Here is a 13,730-nt window from a genome sequence, read left to right as displayed (position 1 = left end):
ATGACGCATCCGCCGGACCGGCCGCCGTACGCCGGACCGACCGCCTCCCCCACCCCGCACCCGACGCAGCGGCCCCACCTGGCGGCCCTCGTCGAGGACTGGTGCTACGACCTGCTGGGCGCGGTCCTGCGCCGGCTCGGGTGGCGTCCCCGGGTGCAGCCCTTCACCGGCCACGGGTCGCCGGAGCGGGTGCGCGTCCTGGCCCGGGTGCTGCTCGCTCCCCCGCAGGCGGCGCGCCGCGACGAGCGCCGGGCGGCCCGGCGCGGGTTCCGGCACTTCCTCACGGTGCCGGCACCGCAGAACGACGTGCGGCTGCACGTCGAGGGCTGCACCGTCGAGGTCGTCACCGACCGGTCCGGGTACGTCGACGTCGAGATCGGCCTGGATCCCGACGCCCCGCTGGAGCCCGGGTGGCGGGAGGTGACGATCGAGCCCCGCGACCCGGTGCGCGACGTCGTGGGCGAGCGCGCGGTCGCGCCGCTGCTGGTGGTGGGCCCGGACACCCGCTTCGGGCTGGTCAGCGACATCGACGACACGACCCTCGTCACCGCGGTCCCCCGGCCGCTCCTCGCGACGTGGAACACGTTCGTGCGGCACGGGACGTCCCGCCGGGCCGTGACCGGCATGCCGGAGCTCTACCGGAAGCTGCGGGACGCCCACGACGAGCCGCTCGTCGTCTACCTGTCGAACGGCGCGTGGAACATCGCCGGCGCGCTGCGCGCCTTCCTGTCCCGCAACGGCTACCCGGCCGGTCCGCTGCTGCTCACCGACTGGGGGCCCACGCTCACCGGCTGGTTCCGCAGCGGCCCGGAGCACAAGTCGTCCAGCCTCGACCTGCTCATGTCCCGGTTCCCCGACGTGCGGTGGCTGCTCGTCGGCGACGACGGCCAGCACGACCCGGAGATCTACGCGCGCGCCGTCGAGCGCTGGCCCGGGCGGGTGCGGGCCGTCGCGATCCGGCAGGTGGGGGGCGGCCGGCCCGTCGCCGAGGACCAGCTCGACGGCCTGCTCGACGACGACGTCCCCGTCGTCCGCGCGCCCGACGGGATCGGGCTCGGCGAACAGCTCGTCGACGTCCCCGGCGTCCTCGGCTCCCCCGGCGCCGACCGCTAGCGTCGCGCCCCGGTCAGCGCAGCTCGGTGAACCGCCAGAAACCGAAGTCCTCGATCGGCAGGTCCTCGACGACGGCGAACCCGGCCTGGCGGGCGTACCGCGCGAGGGTGCCGCGCCGCATCACGGTGCCGGTGCCGACCGACCCGACGTGGCTGAGGCTGTCGGGCAGGCAGCACAGCACGCTGTACCCGTACAGGGCACGCTGCACCTGGTCGCCGGGCGCGGTGTAGACGTCGTCGGCCGCCTCGTCCATCACGACGACACGACCGCCGTCCGCCAGCGACGCCCTGACCTCGGTGAGGACATCGACGGGGTGGGGCATGTCGTGCAGGCACTCGAAGAGGAACGCGAGGTCGTAAGGGCCGGCGGGGGCGTCCTGCCAGGAGGTCTCGAAGGTGGCGTTGACGGTGCCGGCGTCGAGCGCGTTGACGCGGGCGGCCTCCACGGAGGGGGCGTCGACGTCGACGCCGACGAACCGGGCCTGGGGATAGGCGCGGGCGAGGGCGATCGTGGACCAGCCGAACCCGCAGCCGACGTCGGCGACGAGCGCGCCCGGACGGGACAGGATCTCGTGCAGGTGGGGCACGGCGGCGAGCTCGCCGGGCAGGACCTGCTCGAACCAGGGGCGGTTCATGTCGGCCTGGCCGGCGCGGACGTCGTCGCCGAGCTGGTCCCAGGACACGCCTCCCCCGTCCCGGTAGGCGTCGAGCAGCGCGGGTGCCTGCACGGTGGCGGCGGTGACGAACCGGGCGAGGGGCGCGAGGAAGTCGGTGGACGCGGCGTCGGTGAAGACGGCGACGCCCTCGTCGTCGAGGCGGAACCGGCGGTCAGGGCCGGTCTCGTCGGCCACGAGGAACCCGGCGACGGCCTGCTGCTCGCACCACTCGCGCGCGTACCGCTCCTGGGTGCGGGTACGGGCGGCGAGGTCGGCAGGGGTCAGCGGGCCGGAGGCGGCGAGCTCGCGGTACCAGCCGAGCTTGTCCCCGAGGTGGATGGACAGGCACTCCATCGCGGCGACGCCGACCTCGAAGACGCGGTCGGCCAGCGGTTCGCGGGGCTCGTCGTCCGCGACCGGCGCGACGTCGGTGGCCCGGGTGTCGTCCATCCCCCGATGCTGCGCCGGGGGCGTGCGACTCGCCAGGGCGGCGGACCGGGGTGGGTCAGGCGACGAGCTCCTGGCCGCTCATCGCGTGGATGGAGGCCATGACCTGGTCGGTGAGCTCGCGCCGCGCCTGTGCGGGCCTGGTGCCCGCCGCGATCTGCCGGGAGGGGTCGAGGGGCGGCCCGAACGTGACCTCGACGCCGCGGACGGGTCGCGGCATCTTTCCGACGGGCTGGACGCGGTCGGTGCCGCGCAGCGCGACGGGCACGACCGGCGTCGACCCGGCCAGGGCCAGCCACGCGACCCCGGTGTGCCCCTTCTGGAGGCGGCCGTCGCGCGACCGGGTGCCCTCGGGGTAGATGCCGAACGCGCCGCCGCGCTGGAGCACGGCCAGGGCGTCCTCGAGGGAACGCTGGCCGGCGCGCGGGTCGGTGCGGTCGACGGGGATGTGGCCCATCGTGGTGAAGAACCAGCGGGAGACGCGCCCCTTGATCCCGCGCCCCGTCCAGTACTCGGCCTTCGCGATGAACGTGACGTGCCGCGGCACCACCAGGGGCAGGATGATCGAGTCGATGAACGACAGGTGGTTGCTGGCGATGATGACGGGACCGCGCACCGGGATGTGGTGCAGTCCGGTCACCCGTGGCCGCAGGAAGACGGCCACCAGGAGCGACGCGATCAGCTTGAGCACACGGTAGGTCACCGCACCATTGTGCCCCCGGCACCGGCCGGTCCCGGGCATCCCGGGCGGCCGGTGCCGGACGTCACGCGGTCGTCAGGCCGCCGTGCCGAGCGTCACGAGGTAGTCGTCGGCGTCGTCGTCCCAGGCCAGGGCCACGGCACCGGCGGCCTCGGCCCCCTTGCAGAACTGCAGGAACCCGCGGTAGCCGAGCGCCTTCTCGGAGAAGTCGGGGCGGCGCTTGCGCAGGTGGTTCTTCAGGCCGGAGAGCTGGGCGGAACCGCCCTCCTCCTGGACGACGGACCGCAGCAGGTCGAACGCCCCCGCACCGTCCTGCTGCTCGGGCAGCGCGACGACGGGGTCGCCCGTGGACGGCCCCTCGGACAGCACGACGACGTCCCGCTCGGCGAGGTAGCGCAGGAACTCGGTGAAGGTGCGGAACCCGTAGTCGGCCTCGGAGAACGTCGGCTCCTTGCGCACCAGGGTGCGCTTGAGCTGCGACGCCGTGATCGAGCCCGACGACGAGGCGTGCAGCCCGGCGAGGGTCTGCGCGACCTTGACCTCCATGGTGGGGGGGTCGCCGGCGGGCGCGTCGTCGTCCTCGTCGGGCACGGGCGCCTCGACGGGTTCCGGGGCGGGGGTCGCGTCGGCCTTGCGGCGGCGGCTCCGGCCGCCCGACGACGGCGGTGCGGTCTCCTCGATCGCGTCCGGGGCCTCGGGGGCGGCCTCGACGGGCGCCTCCGCGGCCGGGGCCTCCGGGGCGGACGACGTCGTGGCGGCGCTCGCCCGGGAACGACCGCCGCGGCCACCGGACGTCGAGCCGGACCGCCGGGAGGAACCCCCGCGGCCGGACCGCTTGCGCTCGGACTCGTCGGGGACGTCCACGCCCTCGAGCCGGTCGTAGAAGATGAACTCGTCGCACGCGGACGGCAGCAGGCGGGACGTGGAGTTCTCCACGCCGACACCGATGACGCGCTTGTTCAGCTCCCGCAGCTTGTGGACGAGCGGGGAGAAGTCGGAGTCGCCCGTGCACATGACGAACGTCGAGATGTAGTCCCGCTCGAACGCCATCTCGATCGCGTCGACGACCATCTTGATGTCGGCGGCGTTCTTGCGGGAGGCCCCCATGCGCTGCGGCATCTCGATGAGCTCGACCTGGTGGCGGGTCAGCGCGCGGCGGTCCTCGTCGAAGTACGACCAGTCCGCGTAGGCGCGACGCGTCACCACCCGGCCGCGCACGGCGAGGGCGTCGGCGATCGGCTGGAAGTCGAACTGCATCCCGCCCAGGTGCTCCCGCGCACCCAGCGCCAGGTTCTCGTAGTCGAGGAAGACTGCCAGGCGCTCTTCGGTGTCCATGCCCGCCAGCCTATGCCGCGCCGGGGCGCCGCACCGCACCGACGGTCCCGCACCCGGACCCTCCACCGGCACCACCCACTCCGGTCACCGGCACCACCCACCGGGGCAGCCGGGGCCCGTGCGCGCGCGGGGGGTCGTCGAACCTGGGTACACCGAACCCAGGAGACGACCATGCGTGACCTCGCGAAGACCGTCCGTACCTCCCTCGCCGCCACCGCCGCGACCACCCTCGTGCTGCTCCCCGTGGGCGCCGCCGTCGCCGGCGGGTCCGACGCGCCGGTCCCCTACGACGTCTCGCCGGACGGGCTGACGCTGCCCGCGGGGAACACCTTCGAGGACCACGAGCACGTCAACATCAAGTACACCGTCGACGGGGTGGAGAAGTCGGCGGGCGTGCACTTCGAGTCGCTGAACGACCAGCCGTCCGGGCAGTTCATCGGTCAGAGCTTCCTGCCGTGGTCGTACCTCATCGACGACGACGACTACTGCATCACCTGGGTGCAGGTGTCGGACTTCGACGAGCACTTCGGCGAGGGCGGTCAGGAGCCGGTCTGCACGACCGATCCGGAGCCCGAGCCCACGCCGGAACCCACCGACCCGACGCCGACACCGACGCCCTTCCCGGAGCCTGAGCCCAGCCCGCTGCCCACGGATCCGACGCCGACGCCCACACCCTTCCCGGAGCCCGAGCCCAGCCCGCTGCCCACGGATCCGACGCCGGAGCCCACCGACCCGGTCACCCCGACCCCGGACCCGACGGAGCCCACCCCCACGCCGTCCGTCCCGGTGACCCCCACCCCGGACCCGACCGACACCGTCACACCGACGGACCCGACCGACCCGGTCACGCCGACGGTGCCGTCCGTCCCGACGGTGCCCGGCACGGACGGCTCGACGACGGTGGTCGACACCGACGACCCGGCGGGGAGCCCCTCGGCGGGGTCCACGGCGACGCGTGACACGCAGGGCGCCGCGACGCAGGAGCAGGAGCAGGTCGTCGACCGTCTCCCCTGGACGGGGTCGACGGCGCTGCCCCTGGGGGTCGCGGCGGGCGGCCTGGTGCTGGTCGGCGGGATCGTGCTGCTGGTGCGGCGCCGGCTGACCCGCTGACGCCCGGCCGCGGGGCCTCCGCCCCGCGCCGTCGTCGACCGGCAGGCCTGCGCGACCGTCCCGTCACCCGCCGCGACGGTCGCGCAGCAGCACCACGAGCTCGTGGCGGCCGTCGGCGCCGAGCTTCCGGTAGACGCGGTTGAGGTGGTTCTCCACGGTGGAGACGGAGATGCCGAGGCGTCGCGCGGCCTGCTGGTTGGACAGCCCGGCCTCCACGAGCCGCGTGACGTCGAGCTCACGTGCGGTGAGCGCCTCCAGGTCGACGGCGGGCGTGAGCGTCGCGAGCAGCTCGGGAGGCAGCACCCGGCCGGCGTCGGTCACCCACCGGTCCACGGCGCCGTCCCCCGTGGCCCGGCCGATGCGGACCGCGTGGGCGAGCGCTCGCCCGGCGACGAGGACCGCCCCGCGGGCGAGGGCGTCGCGGTACAGGTCGAGGGCGGGCCCGGGGGCGTCCGCCGTGCCGACGCGCGCCAGGGCGATCATGTCGTCGATCCCGTCGCCCTGCCCGGCGGGCAGGCAGCGGGCGACCCGTGCGGCCCGCCCACCGTCGGAGGCGGTGCCGAGGGCGAGGATCCCCGCCACCCCGGCAGCGGCGGCGAAGCCCCGACCGGCGAGCATGTCGGCCTCGGCCCAGTAGGCGTCGGCCTCGGCCTGCGGGTCGCCCGCCACGCGCGCCGCGACGACCGGCTCGATCCAGGTGACGGACATCATCGGCCACGGACCGGGCACGGTGGTGACGTCCAGCGCCTGGCGTGCCAGGAGCAGGGCGCTGTCGACAGCACCCTGCTGGAGCGCGGCGTACGCGCCGAGAGCGAGGTTGCCGACGGCGTGGTGGAACTGTCGCAGCGGGATGATGCCCACGGACATCACCGCGCCGACGTGGTCACGCAGCTCGGTGAACCGGCCGAGGGCCGCCAGTGCGAGAGCGCGGGTGTACCCGTGCACCCAGATGCCGTCGAGGTCGAGGTCGTCGAGGGACTCGTCGAGGCGTCTGTCGGCCTCCGCGAGCGCCTCGGCGGGGCGCCCGGCGAGCACCTTCGCGAGCCCGACGGCGGCCTGGCGCGGCCGCTCCCACGCGCCGGTCCGCGGGACGGTGTCCAGCAGGGCGAGCGCGTCGGCGGCGTGCCCCTCGGCGACGAGCCGCTCGGCCTGGACGACTCCCCCGACCTCGGTGCCGAGCGCCCCGACGCTGCTCGGTTCGTCGTCGGCGGGCCGCACGACCGGGGCGTCCGGCTCTGCGGCACCAGTCCCGACACCCTCGACGACGAGGCTCAGGCGCCGGTCGAGGGCCGCGAGGAGCCGGTCGAGACCGGGTTCGCGGGCGATCGCGGCGGGCAGCGGGGCGGAGAGGGCGCGGTGGGCCGCGTCGACGTCCCCGACCTCGACCGCGAGCCGGACCGCCTCCATGGCCCGCAGCAGGGCGACGGCGGTGGGGTCGCCGACCTCCCGGGTGCCCGCGACGACCTCCGCCGAGCCCTTGCCGCCCTGGACGAGCAGGGTCTCCAGGTAGGGGACGGCGGTGGCCGCGGTGCGGTCGTGCTCCCACTCGGCGCCGCGGACGGCGCGCTGCCGCAGCACGTGCTCGGCGATGAGCCGGTTGCGCAGCGTGCTGGTCTCGCGGCCCTCGGCGGTGGACACCTCGAGGCCGGCCCGCACCTGCCGCGCCTCGACAGGTCCGCTGAGACCTTCGGGGACGTCGCCGGACAGGGCGCGGCTGATCTCCTGGGTGACGCGCAGCCGCAGCGTGCTGCGCCCGGCGTGCTGGAGCTGCTCGGCGACGAGGGGCGGGTAGAGCGCGACGTGGTCGCGGTCGGCCTGCCGCAGGGTGCGCAGCAGGCCGTGACCGTCGAGCTGCTCGAGGACCGGCCAGGGCACGAGCCGCCGGGCGACGGTCGTGGTGACCGGTCCGGCGAGCGCCAGGACCTGGGCGGCGTGCAGCGTCTCGGTGTCGAGCCCGGCGGTGAGCCGGTCGACGGTGGCGGCCAGCGCGGGCGCCCAGAGCTCGCCGTGGGCCCGCCAGACGCCGTCCACGCGGACGAGGCGACCGCCGCGGCGCGCGGTGCGCGCGATGCCGGCGACGAAACCCGGCATCCCGCCGGATTTGGCATGGATGCGCCCGGCGGTCTCGGCGGCGAGGGGGCCGCCGACGACGCTCTCGGCGAGGCGCGCGGAGTCCTCGTAGGACAGCGGCGGCAGCTCGACCAGGTCGACCGGCGTGACGGAGGCGACGAGCCCGCGACCGTCGGAGGCCGGCAGCGCGGGCCGCGAGGTGGCGACGACGGGGAACGGGACCCGCCCCCAGGCGGCGACCAGCGCGCCGACGGAGTCCGCGTCGAGGTCGTCGACGTCGTCGACGAGGAGCACGAGGCGGCCGCCCTCGGCCTGTCGTTCGAGCGCGGTCACGTAGGTGGCGAGCAGCGACGGGCCGCGGGCGGGCCGCTCGACGCCCAGCGTGCTGACCGCGAGCGCCTCGAGCGGCCTGTCCTGGAGGGCACGGGCTCCGCGGACGGTCAGCAGCCGGTACCCGTCGTCGCCGAGCAGGTCGCCGACGCGGCGCAGGACGGCGGTGCGGCCGGCCCCGGGCAGGCCGGTCACGACGGTGCTGGTCCCCGCGCGGACGCCGTCGACGACGTCGGCGACGACGTGCTCGTGCAGCCGGGGCAGCGCCATGGGGTCATGCTAGGAAGGTCGGCGGGCTCGCGCCTGGTGAGTCGGTCGTCGCGCCGTCGTCGGAGAGCAGACACGGGCGTCTCACGATGTGGAGAGTGTTGTCCGCTGGTCGAACAGGCTCTAGAGTCGTCGCCAAGCCATCCAGAGCGGCCGAGAGTCCTGGCTCGACGACGCCGCAGCAACCCGTTCTCCGACGGAAGCCTCCCGAGGACGAAGGTGCTCAACACCAGGCCCGATGGAGTGACGCATGGTCGCAGAGGCACTACCGCACCCGCACCGTCCGACGGTGAGCTTCGAGCTCATGCCGCCGCGGCGGCCCGCCGCCGCGCCCAGGTTCTGGGAGACGGCCCGCCGTCTGGTCGACGCGCGGCCCGACTTCGTGTCGGTCACGTACGGCGCCGGCGGCGGTGACCGCGACACGGCACGCGACGTCGTCGCCACGCTCCTGGCCGGCACCTCCGTGCTGCCCGTCGCGCACCTCACCTGCGTCGGGGCGTCCCGCGAGGACGTCTCGGCGGTCATCGACACGTTCCTCGAGGCCGGGGTCCGCACCGTGCTCGCGCTGCGCGGGGACCCCCCGAAGGACCAGCCCGACTGGCGGCCTCCCGCCGACGGCGTGCACTCCTCGCTCGAGCTCATCGCCCTGCTGCGGGAGGTCGAGGCGCGCCGCTGCGAGTCCGACCCCTCCACGGCGCTGCGCGGTGCCGCCCGCCCCCTGACCATCGCCGTCGCCACGTTCGTCGACGGCAACGTCCAGGCCGGCACCACGCGCGCCCAGGAGGTGCAGCGCCTGCTGGAGAAGCAGCAGGCCGGGGCGTCCTTCGCCATCACCCAGCTGTTCTACGAGGCCACCTCGTACACCGACTTCGTCACTGCGGCCCGCGCGGCCGGGGTGACGATCCCGATCCTCGCCGGGCTGCTGCCCACGACGGACCCGCGCCGGCTCCGTCGCGTCGAGGAGCTCACCGGCGTCCGCGCGCCCCAGCACCTGCTGGACGCGCTCGACGCCCTGCCGGACGCCGAGGCGCAGCACGCCTACGGCACGGCCTACGGCACCGAGCTCGCCCAGCGCGTGCTCGACGCCGGCGCCCCCGGCCTGCACGTGTACACGTTCAACCAGTTCCGTCCCGCTCTGGACCTGCTCGAGGGTGTCAACCTCGGCGGTACGCCGTCCGACGGCGTCGACCTGGCCAGAAGGCCGTGGGTACCGAGCATCCCCGCAGTCTGACCCGCTGACCGCAGCGGCTCCCCGTCGTCCCCCGGGACGACGGTTGCCGTGGCGTACCCCGGCGGCGTCTACCCATCTGAGGAGAGCTCATGTCCACCAGCGTCACCCCCGTCCCTGCGTCCACGTCGCCCGCCTTCCCCGGCGGCACCGTCCTCGGCTACCCCCGCATCGGGCGGCGCCGCGAGCTCAAGCGCGCCGTCGAGGCGTTCTGGGCCGGGCGCACCACCGCCGCCGAGCTCGAGGCCACGGCCGCCGACCTGCGGCTCGCCACCGTGCAACGGCTCGTCGAGCTCGGGCTCGACCCGTCCGACGGCTCCGTGCCCGGGTCGTTCTCGTCCTACGACCAGGTGCTCGACGTCGTCGCGACGCTCGGCGCCGTGCCCGCCCGGTTCACCCCCCTCACCGACGCCGCGGGTCGGCTCGACGCCGCCGCCTACTTCACGGTGGCACGGGGCGCCGGCGACGACGCACCGCTCGAGATGACCAAGTGGTTCGACACGAACTACCACTACCTCGTGCCCGAGATCGGCCCGGACACCCCGATCTCGTTCGTCGACGACCGCTTCGTCGCCGCGTTCTCCGAGGCGCGCGCGGCGGGCGTGGTGACGCGCCCCGTCGTCGTCGGACCGGTGACGTTCCTCGCCCTGTCCAAGGCGGCCGACGGCGCCCCCGAGGGCTTCCGCCCGCTCGACCGGCTCGACGACGTCGTCGCCGCGTACGCCGACCTGCTGCGTGCGCTGGCCGCGGCCGGCGCCCCGTGGGTGCAGCTCGACGAGCCCGCCCTGGTCACCGACTCGGTCGACGTGGCGTTCCCCGAGCTGTCCGACGCCGTCGCCCGCGCCTACGGCGCGCTCGCGACCGACCTCACGGCCGGGACCGACCGGCCCGCGATCCTCGTCACGGCGCCGTTCGGCGACCTCCGGGGCGCGCCGCTGGCCGGCGGTGACGCGCGCGACGGCCTCGCGCTGCTCGCCGGCACCGACGTCGACGCGGTCGCGATCGACCTCGTCAAGGGCGCGGTGCCGACGGGCGCCGTCGCCGGGCTCGCGTCGAAGACCCTCGTGGCAGGCGTCGTCGACGGCCACAACGTGTGGCGGGCCGACCTCGCCGCGAAGCTCGACGTCGTGGATTCCCTCGCCGGCCTCGGTGCCGGTGCGGTCGCCGTCGGCACGTCCACGTCGCTGCTGCACGTCCCGCACGACGTCGACGACGAGGTGTTCGGCGGCCCGGGGACCCCGGGCACCGTGCTGGACCCGCGCCTGCGCGACTGGCTCGCGTTCGCCGACCAGAAGGTGGCCGAGGTCGTCACCCTCGCGCGCGCCGTCGTCGACGGCCGGGACGCCGTCGCCGACGCCCTCGCCGCGTCTTCCGCCGCCGTCGCGTCCCGCGCGACCGCCGAGGGCGTCGTCGTCCCGGCAGTCCGCGACCGTGCCGCCGCGCTCACCGACGACGACTTCGCCCGCGGCCCGTACGCCGAGCGCGCCGCGGCGCAGTCGGCGCGGCTGGACCTCCCCGCCCTGCCCACGACCACCATCGGGTCGTTCCCGCAGACGCCCGAGATCCGCCGCGCCCGCGCCCAGTGGACGAAGGGCCAGCTGTCGGACGCCGACTACACGACCGCCATGCGCGAGGAGGTCGCCCGGGTCGTGCGGATCCAGGAGGACCTCGGCCTCGACGTGCTCGTGCACGGCGAGCCCGAGCGCAACGACATGGTGCAGTACTTCGCCGAGCACCTCGACGGGTTCGCCGTCACGGCGAACGGCTGGGTGCAGTCGTACGGCTCGCGCTGCGTCCGCCCGCCGATCCTGTGGGGCGACGTGCAGCGCCCGGCCCCCATCACCGTCGAGTGGTCGGCGTACACCGCGTCGCTCACCGACAAGCCGGTCAAGGGCATGCTCACCGGTCCGGTGACGATCCTGGCCTGGTCGTTCGTCCGCGACGACCAGCCTCTCGGCGACACCGCGAACCAGGTCGGCCTCGCCCTCCGGGACGAGATCGCCGACCTGGAGGCCGCCGGCATCGGCATCGTGCAGGTCGACGAGCCCGCCCTGCGCGAGCTGCTGCCCCTGCGCCGGGCCGACCAGCCCGCCTACCTCGACTGGTCGGTGCGCTCGTTCCGCCTCGCCACGTCCGGGGTCGAGGCGGGCACGCAGATCCACACCCACCTGTGCTACTCGGAGTTCGGCGAGGTCATCGGGGCGATCGACGGCCTCGACGCCGACGTGACGTCCGTCGAGGCGGCCCGCTCCCGCATGGAGATCGTGCCCGAGCTGCGCGGCGCCGGGTACGCGCGCGGCATCGGCCCGGGCGTGTACGACATCCACTCCCCCCGCGTGCCGTCCGTCGACGAGGTCACCGAGCTGCTGCAGCTCGCGGCGACGTCCATCGACCCGCGCGTGGTGTGGGTCAACCCCGACTGCGGGCTGAAGACGCGGCGGTACGAGGAGACGGTCCCGTCGCTGGAGCACCTCGTCGCCGCCGCGAAGGCCGTGCGCGCGACCCTCTGACCTCGTGCGCCCACCTCGCGAGCGCTGTTCGCTGTGAGCGAACAGCGCTCGCGAGTCAGCGCACGAAACCGCGAGTCAGCGCACGCTCACGAGCGTCCGAGGACGCGAAAGGCCCCGGCTCCACCAGGGAGCCGGGGCCTTCGTCGAGCGTCGGGCGGTCAGCCCGCGACGACCTCGAGCGCGATCTTCGCCGACACCTCGGGGTGCAGGCGGACCGACACGGTGTAGGCACCGGTCGACTTGATCGGCTGGCCGATCTCGATCTTGCGCTTGTCGACCGACGGACCACCGGCGGCCGAGACCGCGGCGGCGATGTCGGCCGTCGTCACGGCACCGAACAGGCGGCCGGACTCGCCGGCGTGCGCCTCGACGGTGTACGTGCGCGACTGGATCGACTCGGCGGCCGACTGGGCGTCGTCGCGCGAGGCGATCTCGCGGGCCTTGCGAGCCTTGCGGATCGCGGAGACCTGCGACTCGGCGCCCTTGGTCCACGGCGTCGCCAGCGAACGCGGGACGAGGAAGTTACGGGCGTACCCGTCCTTCACCTCGACGACGTCGCCGGGCTCACCGAGGCCGGTCACCTCGTGGGTCAGGATCAGCTTTGCCATGATCTGTGATCCTTCCGGTCAGCGGGCCGACGACGAGTACGGCAGCAGGGCCATCTCGCGCGCGTTCTTGACGGCCTTGGCGATCTGGCGCTGCTCCTGGACGGAGACGCCGGTCACGCGACGGGCACGGATCTTGCCGCGGTCGGAGATGAACTTGCGCAGAAGAGCGGTGTCCTTGTAGTCCACCGACTCGATCTTGGCCGCCTTGAGCGGGTTGGCCTTCTTCTTGGGCTTGCGCACCACAGGCTTTGCCATGGTGGTTGCTCCTTCACAGGTGCGGTCCCCTCACGGGGACGGGTGATCGTGGGTGTGGACGACGATCAGAACGGGGGTTCGTCCGAGAACCCGCCACCCGCGTTCGACGGACCTGCCGTCGCCCACGGGTCGTTCTGCTGCTGACCGCCGCCGGACGAGCCGAAGCCGCCTCCCTGGTTGCCACCACCGCCGGCGTTGCCGCCGCCGCTGTAGCCACCGCCACCGCCGAAACCTCCACCGCCGCCACCGCTGCGCTGGGCACGAGTGACCTTCGCCGAGGCGTACCTCAGCGACGGACCGATCTCGTCCACCTGCAGCTCGACGACGGTGCGCTTCTCGCCCTCGCGGGTCTCGTACGAGCGCTGCGTCAGACGGCCCTGCGCGATGACGCGCATGCCCTTCGTCAACGACTCGGCGACGTTCTCCGCAGCCTCGCGCCAGATGGAGCAGCGCAGGAACAGCGCCTCTCCGTCCTTCCACTCGTTCGACTGACGGTCGAACGTGCGCGGGGTGGACGCGATCGTGAAGTTGGCGACGGCTGCACCCGACGGGGTGAAGCGAAGCTCCGGGTCCGCGGTCAGGTTTCCGACGACCGTGATGACGGTCTCACCAGCCATGCCAATCTCCTTCGTTCGTCCGCGAGGTTCGGCTGTGCACGATTTCCAGGTGGCATCCCATCACGGGGCACCGACAGGTGCCCACCCGGGGATGCCGGCGTCTCGGCTCAGCTGGTCTCAGCGAGCGTCGGCGCGCAGGATCTTGGTACGCAGCACGGCCTCGTTCAGGCCGAGCTGGCGGTCCAGCTCCTTCGCGGTGTCCGAGGTCGACGTGAAGTCGACGACGGCGTAGATGCCCTCGGAGCGCTTGTTGATGTCGTAGGCCATACGGCGACGACCCCAGATGTCCACGTTGTCGACGGAACCGCCATCGGTCTTGATGACCGTCAGCAGCTTGTCCAGCGACGGGGCAACGGTGCGCTCCTCGACCTCCGGGTCCAGGATCACCATCAGTTCGTACTGACGCATGAGTTCAACCCACCTCCTCTGGTCTCAACGGCCACGGTCGTTCCGTGGCAGGAGGGTTAGTGCGTGCGTCGGCCGCG

Annotated in this window: 12 protein-coding genes and 1 riboswitch; of the genes, 4 read left to right on the top strand and 8 right to left on the bottom strand. The window is 74.1% G+C overall.

Annotated features, from left to right (window positions below):
* Nucleotides 1–1,113: an App1 family protein gene (locus I598_RS12595; protein WP_068203256.1), complete on the top strand. Its 1,113-nt coding sequence runs from the start codon at nt 1–3 to the stop codon at nt 1,111–1,113.
* A gap of 13 nt (nt 1,114–1,126) precedes the next feature.
* Here I598_RS12595 and I598_RS12590 read toward each other — a convergent pair whose 3' ends face one another.
* From I598_RS12590 to I598_RS12580, 3 genes are all read right to left on the bottom strand, one after another.
* Nucleotides 1,127–2,218: a class I SAM-dependent methyltransferase gene (locus I598_RS12590; protein WP_068203255.1), complete on the bottom strand. Its 1,092-nt coding sequence runs from the start codon at nt 2,216–2,218 to the stop codon at nt 1,127–1,129.
* A gap of 55 nt (nt 2,219–2,273) precedes the next feature.
* A complete protein-coding gene (locus tag I598_RS12585) occupies nt 2,274–2,918 on the bottom strand; it encodes a lysophospholipid acyltransferase family protein (protein WP_068203254.1) in 645 nt (214 codons plus the stop codon).
* Nucleotides 2,919–2,990: 72 nt separating this feature from the next.
* Nucleotides 2,991–4,250: an NYN domain-containing protein gene (locus I598_RS12580; RefSeq protein ID WP_068203253.1), complete on the bottom strand. Its 1,260-nt coding sequence runs from the start codon at nt 4,248–4,250 to the stop codon at nt 2,991–2,993.
* 171 nt (nt 4,251–4,421) lie between these two features.
* Here I598_RS12580 and I598_RS17690 point away from each other — a divergent pair, with 171 nt between their 5' ends.
* Complete coding sequence (locus tag I598_RS17690) at nt 4,422–5,360, top strand: LPXTG cell wall anchor domain-containing protein (RefSeq protein ID WP_068203252.1); 939 nt, start codon at nt 4,422–4,424, stop codon at nt 5,358–5,360.
* A 63-nt stretch (nt 5,361–5,423) separates the two neighbouring features.
* On the opposite strand, the gene I598_RS12570 is transcribed toward I598_RS17690, so the two are convergent.
* Nucleotides 5,424–8,030 carry a LuxR C-terminal-related transcriptional regulator gene (locus tag I598_RS12570; protein ID WP_068203251.1) on the bottom strand — a complete coding sequence of 869 codons (2,607 nt, stop codon included), beginning with the start codon at nt 8,028–8,030 and terminating at the stop codon, nt 5,424–5,426.
* A 134-nt stretch (nt 8,031–8,164) separates the two neighbouring features.
* A riboswitch (SAM riboswitch) is annotated at nt 8,165–8,272 on the top strand.
* A 44-nt stretch (nt 8,273–8,316) separates the two neighbouring features.
* Between I598_RS12570 and I598_RS12565 the strand changes: the two genes are divergently transcribed.
* A complete protein-coding gene (locus tag I598_RS12565; RefSeq protein WP_232314152.1) occupies nt 8,317–9,258 on the top strand; it encodes a methylenetetrahydrofolate reductase in 942 nt (313 codons plus the stop codon).
* An 89-nt stretch (nt 9,259–9,347) separates the two neighbouring features.
* Nucleotides 9,348–11,765: a 5-methyltetrahydropteroyltriglutamate--homocysteine S-methyltransferase gene (gene metE, locus I598_RS12560; RefSeq protein ID WP_068203249.1), complete on the top strand. Its 2,418-nt coding sequence runs from the start codon at nt 9,348–9,350 to the stop codon at nt 11,763–11,765.
* 158 nt (nt 11,766–11,923) lie between these two features.
* Here the strand turns inward: metE and rplI are convergent, their stop codons facing one another.
* From rplI to rpsF, 4 genes are all read right to left on the bottom strand, one after another.
* Nucleotides 11,924–12,373 (bottom strand): 50S ribosomal protein L9, encoded by a 450-nt coding sequence (gene rplI / locus I598_RS12555; protein ID WP_068203248.1) that lies wholly within the window; start codon nt 12,371–12,373, stop codon nt 11,924–11,926.
* A gap of 18 nt (nt 12,374–12,391) precedes the next feature.
* The gene (gene rpsR / locus I598_RS12550; protein WP_068203247.1) at nt 12,392–12,628 is read right to left on the bottom strand and encodes a 30S ribosomal protein S18; all 237 of its coding nucleotides are present in this window, start codon (nt 12,626–12,628) and stop codon (nt 12,392–12,394) included.
* A gap of 65 nt (nt 12,629–12,693) precedes the next feature.
* Nucleotides 12,694–13,245, bottom strand: a complete 552-nt coding sequence (locus I598_RS12545) for a single-stranded DNA-binding protein (protein WP_068203246.1) — start codon at nt 13,243–13,245, stop codon at nt 12,694–12,696.
* Nucleotides 13,246–13,362: 117 nt separating this feature from the next.
* Nucleotides 13,363–13,653, bottom strand: a complete 291-nt coding sequence (rpsF, locus tag I598_RS12540) for a 30S ribosomal protein S6 (protein WP_068203245.1) — start codon at nt 13,651–13,653, stop codon at nt 13,363–13,365.
* Nucleotides 13,654–13,730: the final 77 nt, after the last annotated feature.

The sequence above is a fragment of the Isoptericola dokdonensis DS-3 genome, assembly GCF_001636295.1.
GTDB lineage: Bacteria > Actinomycetota > Actinomycetes > Actinomycetales > Cellulomonadaceae > Isoptericola > Isoptericola dokdonensis.
This window is presented reverse-complemented; position numbering and strand designations above follow the sequence as displayed.